Below are 17,654 nucleotides of genomic sequence, written 5' to 3'. Positions count from 1 at the left end.
ATCAAATGGTGTTATCATGGTTACTTTAGACAAGTCCAAAGACCTATTCGACAAAGCAAGAAAGATCCTTCCAGGTGGGGTCAGCAGTCCGGTTCGTGCTATCAAACCATATCCGTTCTATACGGAATCTGCAAACGGTTGCCGCATAAAGGATGTTGACGGGAACGAGTACATTGATTATTGTCTGGCATACGGCCCTAATATTCTGGGACATGCAAATCCTGTCATCAAACAGGCCATTATCGACCAGCTTGATAAAGGCTGGCTTTACGGAACACCAACAGGTCTTGAAGTGACCCTTGGTGAAAAGATAGCTTCCCTTTATCCAAGCATTGATATGCTCAGATTTGTTTCCACAGGTACCGAAGCTACAATGAGCGCTCTCAGGGCTGCCCGCGGGTTTACCTGTAAGAACAAGTTCGTTAAGATCGAGGGTGGTTTCCATGGAGCTCATGACGCTGTCCTGGTCAAGGCAGGTTCAGGTGCAACGACACACGGCAAACCGGATTCCCTTGGCATACCGGAAGATTTCACAAAGAACACCCTCCAAGTGGCTTACAATGATATCGAGGCAATGACAGAGGTCATCGAATCGAATCAGGATGATATGGCTGCTGTTATCATGGAGCCTGTTCTGGGTAACATTGGTCCTATACTTCCAGAGGGTGATTATCTCAAGGAAGTGAGGAAGGTAACGGAAGAGAACGATGTTGTTCTTATATTCGATGAGGTCATCACCGGTTTCAGGCTTGCAATGGGCGGAGCACAGGAATATTTCGGTGTTACACCTGATATGACCACTCTTGGAAAGATAGTCGGAGGCGGCTTGCCTATCGGTGTTTTTGGTGGTAAACGTGAGATCCTCGAGATGATCTCTCCTTCAGGTTCAGTTTATCAGGCAGGTACGTTCAGTGGTAGTCCGGCATCCGTTGCAGCAGGTATTGCAGCGGTGGATGTGCTGGAAAAGGAGAAGGTCCATGAGAAGCTCGAAGCTACTGGGAATATGCTTCGTGCCGGTCTTAATGACATAATCGCTGACAAAAGACTTGATTTCCATGTTGGTGGCATTGCATCCATGTTCAAGGTGTTCTTCGGTGACAAACCTCTGAACTATCAGGATGTACTGAAATGCGATAAGGAAGGTTACCTTCAGTTCTTCCACGACATGCTTGACAGCAATGTCTTCCTTCCACCATCCCAGTTCGAGACAAACTTTTTGTCAACTGCACATACAGAAGCTGATCTTGAGACAACACTCGAAGCTTATGCAGTTAACTTGAAGTAAGGAGATGCTTAAGATGATACTCGGAACCCGCGGAAGTGCTCTGGCCATCGCTCAGGCTGACCTTGTTACAAAAATGCTTGAAGAGAAAGGCCATGAACTTACAAGGAATGTTATCAAGACATCCGGCGATGTGTTCACGGACCGGCCGCTCCATGAAGTTGCCGGAGTAGGTGTTTTCGTACGTGAGCTCGATGACAGGATGATCGAAGGAGAAGTGGATATCGCGGTTCACTCCATGAAAGACCTTCCGACCGTAAGACCGCCTGAACTTGCTATTGCTGCGGTGCTTAAACGTGATTCTCCATATGATGTGCTTTTAACAGCAGACGGTTCTACTCTGGATGAACTTCCAGATGGTGCTATCATCGGAACCACATCTATGCGCAGAAGGGCACAACTTCTCAGGTATCGCCCTGATCTCAACGTAGAGGACCTTCGGGGTAACATCAATACACGCATACAGAAGCTTAAAGCAGGTCAGTACGACGGCATCCTGCTCGCTGAAGCAGGACTTCAGCGTATGGGTTGGGATATGGATGTACAACGCCTTCCTGCAGAAGCATTCTGTCCATCTGCGAATCAGGGTACCATTGTGGTTGTCACAAGGGCGGACGATGAAGCGGAGAGGGCATGTTCTGTTCTGAACCATGAACGCTCAAGGATGGAAACAGAAGTGGAACGTCTTCTTATTACGGATGTTGAAGGCGGTTGTATCGTTCCTATTGGTTCCTTTGCACAGATGAACGAGGACGGCGATGAGATCCATGTGCTTGTGGAAGTGCTCGCAGTGGATGGTACACGTGAGATACGCATCGAGGATGATATTCCTGTTAAGAACTATCGCGAACATGCTCTGAGTATCGGCAGGATGCTTGTGGAGATGGGCGGTAAAGAGCTTGTGCAGGAAGCGGTCTGCGAGATGTCCGGCTGCGATGATGAATAATTGATGATGGGAAGTAGAAGCTTATGGTAACTATTACAGGTATAGATTTCAAGAATCCGACCATGCTCGCATCCGGTATAATGGGAACTACCGGTGCATCCCTTCTCCGCATTGCAGAATGTGGTGCAGGCGGGGTTGTGACCAAATCAATTGGACCGGAACCCAAGGCAGGTCATCCGAATCCCAGCATGATAAAACTTGAATGCGGTTTCTTGAATGCTATGGGTCTTCCAAATCCTTCCTATACTGAATTTGATAATGAGATAAAGACAGTTCGATCCGGCACTGATGTGCCGGTGATAGCAAGCATCTTCGGTGGCAATGCCGAGGATTTTGTGAAAGTAGCAGAAGGCCTTGCAGATTCCGAACCGGCTGCTTTCGAGCTTAATGTGAGCTGTCCTCATGCGGAAGGTTATGGTGCCACCATAGGAACCGATACCTGTATGGTGGAATCAATTACAGCCGCTGTTTGTGATGCTGTGGACGTGCCGGTGTGGGTAAAACTTACTCCCAACGTGACCGATATCAAAGCCATAGGGAAAGCAGCACAAAATGGTGGTGCGGATGCGGTGGTGGCTATCAATACTCTTCGTGGTATGGCCATCGATATCAATTCGGGTTATCCTATACTGGGCAACCGCTTTGGAGGGCTTTCCGGCCCGGCTGTAAAACCGGTTGCAATAAAATGTGTCTATGACCTTTATGAAGCCCTCGACATTCCTGTTATAGGAGTTGGCGGTGTTTCCACATGGGAAGATGCAGTGGAAATGATGATGGCAGGAGCAAGTGCAGTTCAAATAGGCTCAGCGGTCCATGAAAGTGTGGATATCTTTTCAGATATTGCATCCGGAATAGAGCTTTTCCTTCAGGACAAAGGATACTCGGATGTCGGGGATATTATTGGTCTTTCTCATGAGGTGATCTAATGAAACCAGTAAACGCAAAGATAGTTGAGATAGTCGAGGAATCCCCTACCATCAGGACGTTCCGTTTCGATATTTCCTTTGATGATGCCCTTCCCGGCCAGTTCGTCATGGTCTGGGTACGTGGTGTGGATGAAGTTCCAATGGGCTCTTCATACCTGAATGGGATCACTGTGCAGAATGTAGGAGATGCTACTTCCAAGCTTTTCGATATGAAGGTGGGCGATTCTGTGGGCCTGCGAGGACCGTTCGGTAAAGGTTTCACTTTGCCCAAAAAAGATGAGCACATACTGATAATCGCAGGCGGTGTTGGAGCTGCCCCTCTGGGACCCCTTGCTGACTATGCAGCAGAATGTGGTGCAAAGGTAACTACTATCCTGGGTTCAAGGGAATGTTACGAACTGGTTTTCGAGGATCGCTTCTCTTCAGCTGGTGAACTTCATATAACCACAGATGACGGTTCTGCCGGGACTTGTGGTTTTGTTACGACAGTACTTGCGGACATGGATGTTTCTGTCTATGACAGGATATGTGTTTGTGGTCCTGAGATAATGATGGCCAATGTAATGAAAGCGTTACAGGAAAAGGATGCACTTGACCGCTCAGAGTTCAGTATGCACAGGTATTTCAAATGTGCTATTGGAGTTTGTGGTGCCTGCTGTATGGACCCCGATGGTCTGAGAGTATGCAAGGATGGTCCGGTACTAAACGGTTCCTTACTTATTGATTCTGAACTGGGCGACCACAAAAGGAATTCCAGCAGTCAGAGAGTACGGGTCTAAAAGACCTCATTCGTTTTTTTTTAGTGAGCTATTACTTTTTTATCAAGATGTTTCATTCTGGAAAGCAATATGTTGAAAATGGACAGCAAATTACCTTCAAATACCATCATGTCGATGTTGAAGTGTTCACTTACGGATGCATAAAGAGATGCAATTTCCAGATCATTTTCAGCCTCGTCCTTTATCGATTCGAACGGCTGCTCCCAATGTTCTGAATTCTTGTAAGCAATAATGTTCTCAAGCATACTCTCATCAAGATACGTGCCTACCCAATTGACCAATTGCTTCCTGTATTCATTTGAGATCCTGCAGTTGTGCAAGTATGTCATTGCATAGGTCTTTGCTTCACTAGAGCTTTCCATACCATCAATTTTTATCATGGTTACCACTACCATTTTTAGCATTTTAAGGTACGATTTGAAATATCTGCAGAGACAATTGTACTATTTAACATTCTTTTGCACAGAATATATATGTTTTTCTTTGGGAAGGAATTTTGGTGGTGGTTGGAGCGTTTCCAAATGATGAACCTTTGGTGAGATTAGTGGTTGCAGTGTTGATTGACTATAATAAAAATTGGGTCACAGAAAATAGATATTTAACTATGAAAGGCTAAGCTTAGAGATGTACAGGTCAAAGTTACAGCAAAATGGTGACACTACCTTAAAGCGTGTTTTTCTCTAACATTAATAGATAAAATCAATATTCGTGATGTGCCACCAAAAATGAAAAATATTTAATAATGATGTAAGAAGTGATGGAGTAACAAAAGCATTCACAGTTTCAGACACAGTTTTGTCACACATTTGTCACACATTTGTTAGAAACGGGGTGTATTTAAGATATATACATGATCTATTGGGGCATAAGAGTAGTAAAACGGCAGAAATATATATTTATACAAGCAATAAAAGTTTTGGTTGTATGCAGAACCCACTGATTTGATCATGAAAATGAAAATAAGTAATAATTATGACTGTTCAAACAAAATGGCATCGACGAACATAAGTTCGAATATCAATGAGTTGTGCAACTGACGATATTGAAACGATTTTACACATAAAAACTATGTTAATCGACATCGCCTATGGAATATGACATAAAAGTGTCTATTAGAAAGTATATCGCCTCTGAATGAGCGTTAATACGATTATCAGGAAAGATTGGTATAATGGCAAAGAATAACAATAAAACTCAAGATGAAACTATTGAAAAGCAATTGTGGAAAGCGGCGGATAAACTCAGAAAAAACATTGATGCTGCTGAGTACAAACATATAGTCTTGGGCTTGATTTTCCTAAAATATATCTCTGATTCCTTTGAGGAATTATATCAAAAACTGCAAAAAGGAGATGGAGATTATACCGGTGCTGATCCTGAAGACAGGGACGAGTACAAAGCTGAAAATGTCTTTTTTGTTCCTGCGATTGCCCGCTGGTCATATCTGCAATCAAAAGCCAAACAGCCAGAAATCGGTAAAGATGTTGATAGGGCTATGGACGCAATAGAAAGAGAGAATCCCTTGCTCAAGGGAGTTTTGCCAAAAGTCTTTGCACGAGGCAATCTCGACCCCACAAGTCTTGGCGGTTTGATCGATCTGGTAAGTAACATTGCTCTTGGTGATGCCAAAGCCAGAAGTGCTGATATTCTCGGTCATGTTTTCGAGTATTTCCTTGGTGAATTTGCTCTGGCAGAAGGCAAAAGGGGAGGACAGTTCTACACACCAAGAAGCGTAGTTGAATTGTTGGTAGAGATGCTGGAACCCTACAATGGCCGGGTCTTTGACCCCTGCTGTGGTTCTGGTGGTATGTTTGTGCAGTCAGAGAAGTTTGTTGCCGACCATCGAGGCAAAGTAAACGACATATCGATTTACGGACAGGAGAGCAACCAGACCACCTGGCGGCTGGCAAAAATGAACCTCGCCATTCGTGGTATTGATAGTTCACAGGTTAAATGGAATAATGAAGGCTCCTTCCTGAACGATAGCCATAAAGATTTGAAAGCGGATTATGTCATAGCCAATCCTCCGTTCAACGACAGCGACTGGAGTGGCGATCTGCTGCGCAAGGATGGCAGGTGGAAATATGGTGTTCCGCCTGCCGGAAACGCCAACTATGCCTGGATTCAGCACTTTCTCTATCATTTAAGTCCAAATGGTCAGGCAGGTTTTGTTCTGGCCAAAGGATCTTTGACCTCTAAATCGTCCGGTGAGGGTGATATCAGAAAAGAACTTGTGGAATCTCGAATGGTGGACTGTATCGTAAACCTTCCGCCAAAACTGTTCCTGAATACTCAGATCCCGGCCAGCCTCTGGTTTCTCAGCAGAAACAAAGCCAATGGCAAATACAGGAACAGAACAGATGAGATTCTGTTCATCGACGCGCGGAACATGGGGCACCTGATAAACCGCCGGACCCGTGAATTCTCGCCGGAAGATATACAAAAGGTTGCAGATACCTACCACAACTGGCGCAACCCAGACGGCAATTATGAAGATGTGAAGGGATTCTGCAATTCCACCTCAATTGAGAGGGTGCATGAACTTGATTATGTGGTGACACCAGGGCGATATGTGGGGTTGCCTGTGGAGGAAGATGATTTCGATTTTAATGAGCGGTTTACCGGGCTGAAAGCGGAGTTTGAGGGGCAGTTGAAAGAGGAAGAACAGCTGAACAGTCAGATTCTGGAGAATTTGTCAAAGATTAAAATGGAGGGGGATAATGAAATTTAACCCGGACAATCCATATAATGAATTACCAGATATATTACCTGATGAGAGGTATTGGCGTCTGTTAAGTATTTATGAGCAGGCCAATAAAGCAAATAGGGCAATGGCGGAATTGAAGGGGAGACTCTCAGCGATCCCGAACCCGGACATATTCATTAATACTTTGAGTTTACAGGAGGCGAAGGACAGTTCATCCATTGAGAATGTTTTCACAACCAATGATAAATTGTTCAAAGCCTTCACCCTCGATTCAACGGCAGATCCACATACAAAAGAGGTGTTGAGATACGGGAAGGCATTGGTAGATGGATTTGGAGTTATAAAATCCGGAAATACGTTTTCAGTTGAACTCATAGAGCTTATTTATAGAAATATAAAGGAGGAAAATGATGGCATTCGTGATTTTCCCGTTTATATCGGAAATGATTATAGAAGAATTTACACGCCTCCATGTTGCAGGGATGTGATTTTAGATAAGTTGAATAATTGGATCTCGGTTGCCAACTCTAAATCCGATGAGATAGACCCGCTTATCAAAATGGCAATCCTGCACTACCAGTTTGAAGTAATCCATCCGTTTAAAGACGGCAACGGGAGAGCGGGCAGGGTAATCAATGTATTGCTACTCTCTGCATACGATCTGCTGGATGATCCTATCCTGTACCTCTCGAAATACATCAATGAAAACAAGAACGATTATTACAGGCTATTAATGGGTGTAACCGAAAACAACAGCTGGGAAGAGTGGATACTCTTTATGCTTAAAGCCATAGAAGAAACTTCAAAATATACCCTTGACAAGGTATTGACCATAATCGAATTGTTCAACGATACGAAAGAGAAGATGCAGGGTGAAGTGCCGGATATTTACAGCTTCGAATTGCTTGAGACCTTGTTCACGCAGGTCTATTGCAAATATGCCTTCCTTGTAGAAAAGGGAATAGCATCGAGAAACACCGCAAGCAAATATCTGAATCGACTGGTAGAAATCGATATACTTGAAAAAGAGAAGGTGGGGAACGAGTTTATCTTCAAAAATAAGGGGCTGTATGACATATTAAAGAAGTGACAAAATGCACAGAGTAAAAGAGAAGATGAGCGTTTATCAGGGAGAATGCACATGCTCTATGCATACATGCAGAGGAGTGCACGAAATGATGGAAATTTTGTGCACATTGGTGTTTAGAATGCACAGGCGTTGTGCAAGTTGAATCGGAAGTGCACAATATATCGGCATATTTGTGCAAACGATCAATAGGCCAAAAGGTGAAGCGGGTATGAGTGGAAGACGAACGAAACCCTGTGTATTCACGGAACAGGGAGTTGCAATGCTGTCAGCTGGTTTTCGAAACGAAACCGCTGTAAAGATGAGCATTCAGATAATCAACGCCTTTGTCGCCATGCGTCGCTTTATCGCCTCAAACGCACAGGTCTTTCAACGGCTTGAGGCTCTTGAAATAGAACAACTGGAAACCGATACAAAGATGGACAAGATATTGAACGCCATAGAGATTAAGCAATTCAGGAACTCCCATGACCGATTTATAATCATTGACAATACCACAGTCTATCATTTCGGTGCTTCCCTGAAGGACCTCGGAAAGAAATGGTTTGCGTTCTCGAAGATGGATATCGGAGCGGTTGAGATGCTTACGAGGCTGGAGGGGATGAAGTGACGAATGATTTAAGAAAACTTGAAGAAGCTGAAACTGGTATGAATCCCTCCTTAATCAAAGATAAGGATTATTCTGTCTGGTTAAATGAGCTGAAGAATAAAGTTAGATTGGTTCAGATAAAAGCGGCAGTTAAAGTTAATTCCGAGTTATTGCAGTTTTATTGGGAGTTGGGGCAGGATATTGTAAATAAACAAAAGAATACTAAATGGGGCGCTGGTTTTCTAAAGCAGCTTAGTATAGATTTATCGTCAGAGTTCCCTGATACGAAAGGATTTTCGTTAAGTAATCTAAAGTATATCAAACAGTGGTATTTGTTTTATTCCCGAGAATTTGAAAAAAGCCAACAGGCTGTTGGCCAAAATTCATCAAAATCTCTTTTGCAGTCAGAAAAGTCATTTGAGCAACAAGCTGTTGCCCAATTAACACAGGTTCCATGGGGGCACAATATTGTCATTATCTCCAAGTGCAAAAACTTGAATGAAGCTTTATTCTATATCCAAAAAACCATTCAAAACAACTGGTCAAGATCTGTTCTGACCCATCATATTGAAAGTAATCTGTTCAAGCGTGAAGGTAAAGCTATAACCAATTTTAAGGCAACATTACCCGAACCTCAGTCAGACTTAGCAATAGAAACCTTGAAAGACCCCTACAATTTTGATTTTCTGACATTAACAGAAAAGCACAATGAAAAAGAGCTGGAAGATGCTCTGATAAACCATGTAACCCATTTTCTATTAGAATTGGGAGCTGGTTTTTCTTACCTGGGAAAACAATACAAGCTCGAAGTTTCCGGGGATGAGTTTTTTATTGATCTGCTGTTTTACCATGTCAAACTGCATTGTTATGTGGTGGTGGAACTAAAGGCGGTCAAATTTAAACCGGAATTTGCCGGTAAACTTAATTTTTATATATCAGCCGTGGATGAAATTTTAAAATCAGAACAGGATGACACTACTATCGGCATTCTCATTTGTAAATCAAAAAATGATACGGTGGTGGAATATTCCCTGAAGGATGTTCATAAACCGATCGGGGTGAGTGAATACATAATCACCAAAAACCTGCCGGATGAGTTCAAATCTTCTCTGCCAAGCATTGAAGAGATTGAGGCGGAATTGAGTGGATTGGAGGAATCGTGACGGGTCAAAAAGGAGTGGTCGCGTTCTCAAAAATGGATATCGGGACGATTGAGATGCTCATAAGGCTGGAGGGGATGTGAGTGACAGGTAAGTGGAAGAAATGTAAATTGGGGGATGTGTTGGTTTTGAATTATGGGAAAAGCTTACCGGAACGAAAAAGAGTTGAAGGTAAAATCCCTGTTTATAGTTCTGCTGGCTTAACAGGTTATCATAATGAAACATTAGTAAATTCTGAAGGATTAATTATTGGGCGAAAGGGAACTGTTGGTAAAATATATTATTCAAAAACCCCTTTTTTTTGCATTGATACCGCTTATTATATTTTACCTGAAGAAACGAAATATTATTTAAATTTTATTTATTATTTATTAAAAACAATTGGGCTTGAAGAACTTAATGAGGATAGTGCAGTTCCTAGATTAAATCGCAATACTGCTTACTCACAGGACATCCTCCTTCCCCCTCTCCCCGAACAGCGCGCTATCGCCTCAGTCCTTTCCAGCCTCGACGACAAGATAGACCTGCTCCACCGTCAGAACAAGACCCTCGAAGCCATGGCAGAAACGCTGTTCAGGCAGTGGTTTGAGGAGGAGGCGGATGAGGGGTGGGAGGAAGGCACACTGGGCGATGTTGCTTCTTTTCATAATGGCAAAAAAAGACCTGATGACATCATCGAAGGAAATATTCCTATTTATGGTGGAAACGGCATTTTAGGATATTCTGACAAATCAAACAATGAAGGTGTTACAGTTATCATTGGAAGAGTCGGGGCGTATTGCGGAAGTTTATACATAGAGCGCAATCCAGTATGGATATCTGATAATGCTTTGGTTGCAAAACCAATCAACAAAGAACATTCAAGCTTTTTGTTCTTCCTGTTGAAAAGCTTGCAACTAAATGAAATCGCAGAAGGATCAAGCCATCCACTGTTAACACAAAATTTACTTAAATCTATACAGATTATCCTACCACCGGAACATCGAATTGAACCGTTTGTTTATCAAGCAGATACCTGGTTTAATAAAATTGATAAGAACAATAAACAAATCCGCACCCTCGAAAAACTGCGGGATACACTGTTGTCTAAATTAATGAGTGGAGAAGCCAGAGTTGAATATGGGGTGGTGGAATGGTGATGGAACATATTTTCAAATTTGTTTTGACATTAAACTCACTATTACTTTCATTGATGGTGTTTCTTGTTAAAGAAGAGATTGTCATAAACTCTTTACATCCTTACATCTCAAACTTGCCAAATATCATCACTTATATTTTATATTTTTTAGTAATTTTAATTTTCACGTGGCTAAGTATGCAGCTTACTAACACGTTAGACACAGACGAGATAGACGAAGGTTCAATATCTGTTATTGAACCTGCCAATGACGCATTTTTACCAAGTTATTTAGGTTATTTTTTTGTTGCGTTAAGCGTACCAAACATTGAGGTGTTTTTTTATGTTTTCACGATAATCTGCGTTTTTATTTTCTATTCTCGAATTTCTTATTTTAATCCGATATTTTTCTTGTTTGGATTCAACTTTTATTACATCGTAAATAATAAGAATATCAAAGTTTTATTAATAACACGAAGGCAACTTAAAGAGCCTAATAATGTGGTATTTAATAATCTAAGACGCATCAATAATTATACATTTATGGATATGGAAAGGCAGGTACCATGAATCATTTACTAGCAAAAACAAAAGATCGGAATGCAGGTTTCTTCAAAGTCATGTCCGATAAAAGAGGTGTATTTGATATGCCTGACTTCTCCGATAGCCAAGCATATTCGCCATCGTATAAGTTGGAAGATGGCGAATGGTATAAATTAGACAAGTTTTTAAGTCGTGGTTATGAGAATATCTTGATAGGAAAAACCTTCAATAGCACAGATTATAATCAAATAACTGAACAACAGTATTCTAAAATCAATTACTTATGTAGTAAACAAGGTGATTTCTATCTTTTTCAGAAGATGTCTCCAACTCGTTTATTAAATAAAAAATGGTTTTACATTTCAGGCGCACCAAAACTTGAAATCGATAAGCCTATTATAATTCTCAATAGTTTTGTTGATGCTGTTTACGACATAAACGGCGACAGTCTTTATTTTAGGAATATTGCCACAGTTAAGTCAATGTTCAAAGGTATTGAGGTGCTCTACCGAGAAGCCACTCAAGCCGAAGTTGATGCTTTTCTGGAGCATGGCTTCATTTCTCTTGAGGAAACATTTACTAGCAACAATGTGAAAACAGCCAATCGAAAACGAATAGCAATGGTAATCGATACAATAAACCAATTCACACAAGATGACAAACAGCAAATTTTTCAATATATACGATCCTATTGCGAAGATGTTCCGGTTGATGGTGACACTTTTTTTGTTAGCACAGAGGACCATCTTAAAAAAATATTGTACGGTATTGAGCAGAGATATTACACAACCCCGCTAGGCAATGAAAAAAGGCTGGCAAACTCTATATTGAAACTACCCAATGACTAATCTATTACCGAAAACCAAATAAAAAAGTTCGCCATCGAACTCCACAAAAATCAGGCTACCAATACATCCACACTTTCCCCATCAAACTATGCGGAGCTAACCGGTCATGAATAACAACCACCTTTCCGAAAACCAATCCGATTTTATTCTCTACACTTCAAATGACGGGAACGTAAAGGTAGAAGTTGTATTGAAGGATGAAAACATCTGGCTGACACAGAAAGCAATCGGTAAGCTGTTTGGAAAGTCAAAAGCGACAATTAGCGAGCATATTAAAAAAATATATGCAGAAGAGGAATTGCAGATGGATTCAACTGTTCGGAATTTCCGAACAGTTCAAGCGGAAGGATCGAGGCAAGTAGAAAGAGATTTAGAATACTACAACCTCGATGCCGTCATTTCAGTTGGCTACCGCGTAAACTCCTATCAGGCAACCCAATTTCGCATCTGGGCAACCAAAATACTGAAAGAATACATCATCAAGGGTTTTGTTTTGGATGATGAGCGACTGAAACAGGGCAATCAGGTTTTTGGCAAAGATTATTTCGAGGAACTGCTTGAGCGGATCAGGGAAATCCGTGCAAGCGAGCGGCGTTTTTACCAGAAGATCACTGACATCTACGCCCTTTCCGCAGATTATGATAAAAACGCACCGGTAACAAAGGAGTTCTTTGCTTCGGTTCAGAACAAACTCCACTGGGCAATCACCGGGAAAACGGCGGCAGAGATTATTTATGATTCCGCAGATGCAACAAAGATCCACATGGGTTTGACAAACTGGAAACAAGCACCTGACGGGAAAATAATGAAATCCGATGTTTCAATTGCTAAGAATTACCTGGGAGAAGCCCATATCAGGGAACTGAACCAGATTATCTCCGCATATCTCGATCTGGCGGAAAACCGGGCACAACGCCATATCCTTATGAAAATGCAGGACTGGAGTAAATTTCTCCATAGCTTTCTGGAATTATCCAGCTACCCGATACTAAATGACAAAGGTAAAGTCAGTGGACTGGAAGCAAAGCTGAAAGCTGAGCAGGAATACGAAGAATATCGTGTAACCCAGGATAAAAATTATATTTCTGATTTTGACAAAGAGGTACGGCGCATTAAGGAGGGTAAACATGACTACAAATAAAAAAATACCCGACAACCAAATTACAGTCTATCAAACATCGGATGGGAAAATCAATATTGAAGTACTCTATGCCGATGAAAACATCTGGCTGCCACAAAAACGAATAGCAGAGCTATTCGGATGCAGCGCGGATAATATCTCTTTGCACCTTAAAAATATCTACAAAGAGAAGGAACTTGATGAATCGGCAACTGCCGAGGATCTCTCGGTAGTTCAAATTGAAGGTGATCGCGAAGTTACACGTACCGTAAAGTGCTATTCGCTTGAAGCCATTATAGCGGTGGGTTATAGGGTTAACTCAGAACGCGGCATACAGTTCAGGCAATGGGCAATTTCAATTCTTCAGCAATATATCCACAAAGGCTTTGCAATAGACAGCGACCGTTTCAAGTATGGTTCCCGTTTCAGCACACGCTATTTTGATGACTTACTCGAAGAAATTCGGGATATCCGTTCCAGTGAGCGGATGTTGTATCAGAAAATTACCGATATTTATGCCACTTCCATTGACTATTCCCCAAAAGCACAGGACACACAAAAATTCTTTGCAGTGGTACAGAACAAACTCCACTTTGCCATTACCGGACAGACCGCCGCGGAAATTATAAACACGCGAGCCAGAAGTGATAAGCAAAATATGGGATTGACATCATGGCGAAAGGGACCTGACGGTAAAATCATGCCAGGTGATGTTGCCATAGCAAAAAACTATCTGGATAAAACAGAACTTGATCATTTGAATCGCATAGTCACCATGTACCTTGATCATGCGGAATTACAGGCGATTCGTAATAAGCCAATGTACATGAAAGACTGGATTGGAAAACTGAATGCCTTCCTGAAGTTCAGTGAATACGAAATACTTACCAATGCCGGGCAGATCAGTCATGAAGTTGCTCTGGCTCTGGTCAGCAAAGAATATGAAGTATTCAAGAAAATTCAGGATAAAAATTATATTTCTGATTTTGACAAAGAGGTACGGCGCATTATGGAGGCTAAGGGTGACTACAAATAAAATGACCGAATCCGCCATTGAGGAATTCGCCATCGAACTCCTCGAACATCAGGGCTACCAGTATATCTATGCCCCGGACATTACCCCGGATAGCGACACTCCGGAACGGGAACGGTTTGAAGATGTACTATTATCAGAGCGCCTGCGAAAATCCATTGGCAGGATCAATCCCACTATTCCGGCAGATGCGCGGGAGGACGCCATCAGGCAGATACAGCGCCTTAATTCGCCTGAACTTATCGCCAACAACGAGGCATTTCACAGGATGCTTACCGAGGGCATAAAGGTAAGTTATCAGAAAGACGGAGCCGACAGGGGCGATCTGGTCTGGCTCGTAGATTTTAACGATCCTGAAAACAACGAATTTCTTGTCACCAATCAATTCACTGTCATTGAAAATAATGTGAACAAACGGCCTGATATCATCCTTTTTGTTAACGGTCTGCCCCTGGTGGTTATCGAGCTGAAAAACCCTGCTGACGAGAACGCAACCGTAAGATCTGCATTCAGACAGTTGCAGACCTACAAACAGGCAATTTCATCTTTGTTTGCCTATAATGGTTTCATGGTCATCTCCGATGGTCTGGAGGCAAAATCAGGTTCTCTTTCCGCTGGTTTCAGCCGTTTTATGGCATGGAAAAGCTCAGACGGCACGGTTGAAGCCTCGCCTTTAATTGGTCAGTTGGAAACACTCATTAACGGGATGCTGAATAAAACAACTCTCTTGGATCTTGTCCGGCATTTCATTGTATTTGAAAAATCGAAAAAGGAAGACAGGACAACCGGCATTATAACTATTCAGACTGTAAAGAAACTCGCTACCTATCATCAGTACTATGCCGTTAACCGGGCGGTAGAATCGACACTCAGGGCATCGGGTTATGCTGCGGCGAAAGACTGGCAAATTTTCGGTCTACATCATGAGAGTCCCGAAAGTTATGGCTTGCCCGGGGTGACAGAACAACCCATTGGAGACAGAAAAGGCGGCGTGGTCTGGCATACACAGGGAAGTGGTAAATCCCTTTCCATGGTTTTCTACACCGGTAAGATCGTCCTGGCAATGGATAACCCCACCGTAGTTGTGATCACTGACAGAAACGACCTGGACGACCAGCTTTTTGATACCTTTGCCGCTTCAAAGCAACTTCTCAGGCAGGAACCTGTGCAGGCAGAAAACAGGGGGCATTTGAAAGAACTGCTAAACGTTGCATCGGGTGGCGTGGTATTTACCACCATCCAGAAATTCCAGCCCGAAGAAGGGAACGTTTACCCGAAACTATCGGACAGGAGAAATATCATTGTGATAGCTGACGAAGCCCACCGGACACAATACGGCTTCAAGGCAAAAACCATTGATATCAAGGATGAACAGGGAAACGTAATCGGTCAAAAGATCGTTTACGGTTTTGCGAAATACACACGCGACGCCCTGCCCAACGCAACTTACCTGGGTTTCACCGGTACGCCAATAGAAAAAACAGACGTGAACACGCCTGCTGTTTTTGGCAATTATGTTGACATTTATGATATATCCCAGGCTGTTGAGGACGGCGCCACGGTAAAAATCTATTACGAAAGCAGGTTGGCAAAAATCATTCTCAGCAAGGAAGGTAAAAAACTGGTCTCAGAACTGGATGAAGAACTGGAAAAAGAAAATCTTGCAGAAACCCAGAAAGCCAAAGCTAAATGGACACAACTGGAAGCCTTGATCGGCAGTGAAGGCCGAATAAGGCAGATCGCACAGGATATTGTAACTCATTTCGAGCAAAGAAAGGAAGTGTTCGAAGGCAAGGGAATGATCGTTGCAATGTCACGAAGGATAGCCGCTGACCTGTACGATGAAATTATCAAGATCAAGCCGCAATGGCACAACGATGACTTTAAAAAAGGCGAAATCAAGATTGTGATGACCTCTGCATCTTCTGACGGGCCCAAAATATCAAAACATCATACGACAAAAGAGCAGAGAAGAGCTTTAGCAGAACGGATGAAAGACCCGGAAGACGAATTGAAACTGGTCATCGTTCGGGACATGTGGCTAACGGGTTTTGATGTTCCATGTCTGCATACGATGTACATTGACAAGCCAATGAAAGGGCATACCCTTATGCAGGCAATTGCGCGGGTGAACAGAGTCTATAAAGACAAACCAGGTAGTCTGGTTGTTGATTATCTGGGAATAGCTTCTGACCTGAAAGAAGCCTTGTCTTTCTATTCTGACAGCGGCGGGAAAGGCGATCCTGCTGTCCTTCAGGAGAGTGCAGTTCAATTGATGCTGGAGAAACTGGAGATCGTATCCCAGATGTTTCATGGATTTTCCTACGAACATTACTTTGCAGCGGATACTTCTACGAAGTTGTCAATAATACTTGCAGCAGAAGAACATATTCTGGGTCTCGAAAACGGTAAAAAAAGGTACATCGATGAAGTAACTGCATTATCAAGAGCATTTTCCATAGCCATTCCACACGAGGAGGCAATGGATGTGAAGGATGAAATCTCGTTTTATCAAGCGATAAAAGCCAGACTTGTTAAATTTGACAGCACTGGAACAGGTAAAACAGACGAGGAGATTGAAACTGCAATCAGACAGGTTATCGATCAGGCCCTTGTTACTGAACAAGTGATAGACGTGTTTGATGCCGCAGGAATTAAAAAACCGGACATTTCCATATTATCAGAAGATTTTCTTTTAGAAGTCCAGAACATGGAACACAAAAATATAGCTCTGGAAGTTCTAAAAAAGTTGCTCAACGATGAAATAAAAGCCCGGGTAAAGAAGAACCTCGTTCAAAGCAAATCATTAATGGAAATGCTGGAAGATTCCATCAAGAAATATCATAACAAAGTTATAACTGCGGCTGAAGTCATTGAAGAATTGATTGAACTCAGTAAAGAGATAAAACGGATGGACAAAGAACCTTTAGAGATGGGTTTGTCTGAATTTGAATATGCGTTTTACACAGCAATCGCAGATAATGACAGTGCAAGAGAATTGATGCAAAAAGAGAAGTTACGGGAACTAGCGGTTGTTTTATTTGATAAAATCAAACAAAACGCGTCTATAGACTGGACGATTAAAGAAAGCGTCAGGGCCAAATTAAAAGTAATTGTAAAACGGACATTAAGACAATATGGCTATCCGCCGGATCTACAAGCACTCGCTACAGAAACAGTGCTTAAGCAGGCGGAATTGATCACCGATGAAATAACAAAGGGTGTTTGATCGATCAAATGACGGGTACTTTAGTAATGAGGAATAATTCTCATGTACCCGCATTGGGATACGCCAATATTCTAACACGGAGTTCGTGATGGCATACTTTGACACCCCCCTTACTCACTCATACCTCAGCACATCCAAAAATTTCATCTGCAAAGCTTCCAATACAGGATACATTCCGCCAACAAGGATTGTGATGATCCCAAGGGATGTCCTCGATGACATAAAAAGGCGGTATATCACAAAAAGGTAGGATACATCCTGTAGTGTGATATACATAGAGATATTATT

General features: G+C 42.3%; 14 protein-coding genes. 13 read left to right on the top strand and 1 reads right to left on the bottom strand.

The genetic code is table 11. The annotated features are described in order from the left end of the window. Positions 1–16: 16 nt before the first annotated feature. The 4 genes from hemL to MBUR_RS06290 are packed head-to-tail and all read left to right on the top strand — an operon-like array spanning position 17 to position 3,933. Positions 17–1,285 carry a glutamate-1-semialdehyde 2,1-aminomutase gene (hemL, locus tag MBUR_RS06305; protein ID WP_011499295.1) on the top strand — a complete coding sequence of 423 codons (1,269 nt, stop codon included), beginning with the start codon at positions 17–19 and terminating at the stop codon, positions 1,283–1,285. Between the two features lie 13 nt (positions 1,286–1,298). Beyond that, the gene (hemC, locus tag MBUR_RS06300) at positions 1,299–2,228 is read left to right on the top strand and encodes a hydroxymethylbilane synthase (RefSeq protein WP_011499294.1); all 930 of its coding nucleotides are present in this window, start codon (positions 1,299–1,301) and stop codon (positions 2,226–2,228) included. A 23-nt stretch (positions 2,229–2,251) separates the two neighbouring features. Further along, positions 2,252–3,154 carry a dihydroorotate dehydrogenase gene (locus tag MBUR_RS06295; RefSeq protein ID WP_011499293.1) on the top strand — a complete coding sequence of 301 codons (903 nt, stop codon included), beginning with the start codon at positions 2,252–2,254 and terminating at the stop codon, positions 3,152–3,154. Beyond that, positions 3,154–3,933 (top strand): dihydroorotate dehydrogenase electron transfer subunit, encoded by a 780-nt coding sequence (locus MBUR_RS06290; protein WP_011499292.1) that lies wholly within the window; start codon positions 3,154–3,156, stop codon positions 3,931–3,933. Before MBUR_RS06295 ends, MBUR_RS06290 begins: the two co-directional genes overlap by 1 nt. Positions 3,934–3,953: 20 nt before the next feature. Here the strand turns inward: MBUR_RS06290 and MBUR_RS06285 are convergent, their stop codons facing one another. Further along, positions 3,954–4,313: a hypothetical protein gene (locus tag MBUR_RS06285; protein ID WP_048063282.1), complete on the bottom strand. Its 360-nt coding sequence runs from the start codon at positions 4,311–4,313 to the stop codon at positions 3,954–3,956. Between the two features lie 791 nt (positions 4,314–5,104). Between MBUR_RS06285 and MBUR_RS06280 the strand changes: the two genes are divergently transcribed. From MBUR_RS06280 to MBUR_RS06235, 9 genes are all read left to right on the top strand, one after another. Then, positions 5,105–6,664 carry a type I restriction-modification system subunit M gene (locus MBUR_RS06280; protein ID WP_011499290.1) on the top strand — a complete coding sequence of 520 codons (1,560 nt, stop codon included), beginning with the start codon at positions 5,105–5,107 and terminating at the stop codon, positions 6,662–6,664. Then, the gene (locus MBUR_RS06275) at positions 6,654–7,730 is read left to right on the top strand and encodes a Fic family protein (protein ID WP_011499289.1); all 1,077 of its coding nucleotides are present in this window, start codon (positions 6,654–6,656) and stop codon (positions 7,728–7,730) included. Before MBUR_RS06280 ends, MBUR_RS06275 begins: the two co-directional genes overlap by 11 nt. 208 nt (positions 7,731–7,938) lie before the next feature. Next, complete coding sequence (locus MBUR_RS06270; protein WP_011499288.1) at positions 7,939–8,337, top strand: hypothetical protein; 399 nt, start codon at positions 7,939–7,941, stop codon at positions 8,335–8,337. After that, the gene (locus tag MBUR_RS06265) at positions 8,334–9,479 is read left to right on the top strand and encodes a PDDEXK nuclease domain-containing protein (RefSeq protein ID WP_011499287.1); all 1,146 of its coding nucleotides are present in this window, start codon (positions 8,334–8,336) and stop codon (positions 9,477–9,479) included. Before MBUR_RS06270 ends, MBUR_RS06265 begins: the two co-directional genes overlap by 4 nt. 80 nt (positions 9,480–9,559) lie before the next feature. Continuing rightward, positions 9,560–10,615 carry a restriction endonuclease subunit S gene (locus tag MBUR_RS06260; protein ID WP_011499286.1) on the top strand — a complete coding sequence of 352 codons (1,056 nt, stop codon included), beginning with the start codon at positions 9,560–9,562 and terminating at the stop codon, positions 10,613–10,615. Positions 10,616–11,159: 544 nt separating this feature from the next. Then, positions 11,160–11,984, top strand: coding sequence for a hypothetical protein (locus tag MBUR_RS06250; RefSeq protein WP_011499284.1), 825 nt, complete (start codon positions 11,160–11,162; stop codon positions 11,982–11,984). A gap of 106 nt (positions 11,985–12,090) precedes the next feature. Continuing rightward, positions 12,091–13,125: a virulence RhuM family protein gene (locus MBUR_RS06245; RefSeq protein WP_011499283.1), complete on the top strand. Its 1,035-nt coding sequence runs from the start codon at positions 12,091–12,093 to the stop codon at positions 13,123–13,125. Beyond that, positions 13,112–14,140, top strand: coding sequence for a virulence RhuM family protein (locus MBUR_RS06240; protein ID WP_011499282.1), 1,029 nt, complete (start codon positions 13,112–13,114; stop codon positions 14,138–14,140). The genes MBUR_RS06245 and MBUR_RS06240 overlap by 14 nt, the downstream gene beginning before the upstream one ends. Beyond that, positions 14,127–17,366, top strand: coding sequence for a type I restriction endonuclease subunit R (locus MBUR_RS06235; RefSeq protein WP_157196661.1), 3,240 nt, complete (start codon positions 14,127–14,129; stop codon positions 17,364–17,366). Before MBUR_RS06240 ends, MBUR_RS06235 begins: the two co-directional genes overlap by 14 nt. Positions 17,367–17,654 lie beyond the last annotated feature (288 nt).

Origin of the sequence: Methanococcoides burtonii DSM 6242 (genome assembly GCF_000013725.1) — an archaeon.
GTDB classification, from domain to species: Archaea; Halobacteriota; Methanosarcinia; order Methanosarcinales; family Methanosarcinaceae; genus Methanococcoides; species Methanococcoides burtonii.
This window is presented reverse-complemented; position numbering and strand designations above follow the sequence as displayed.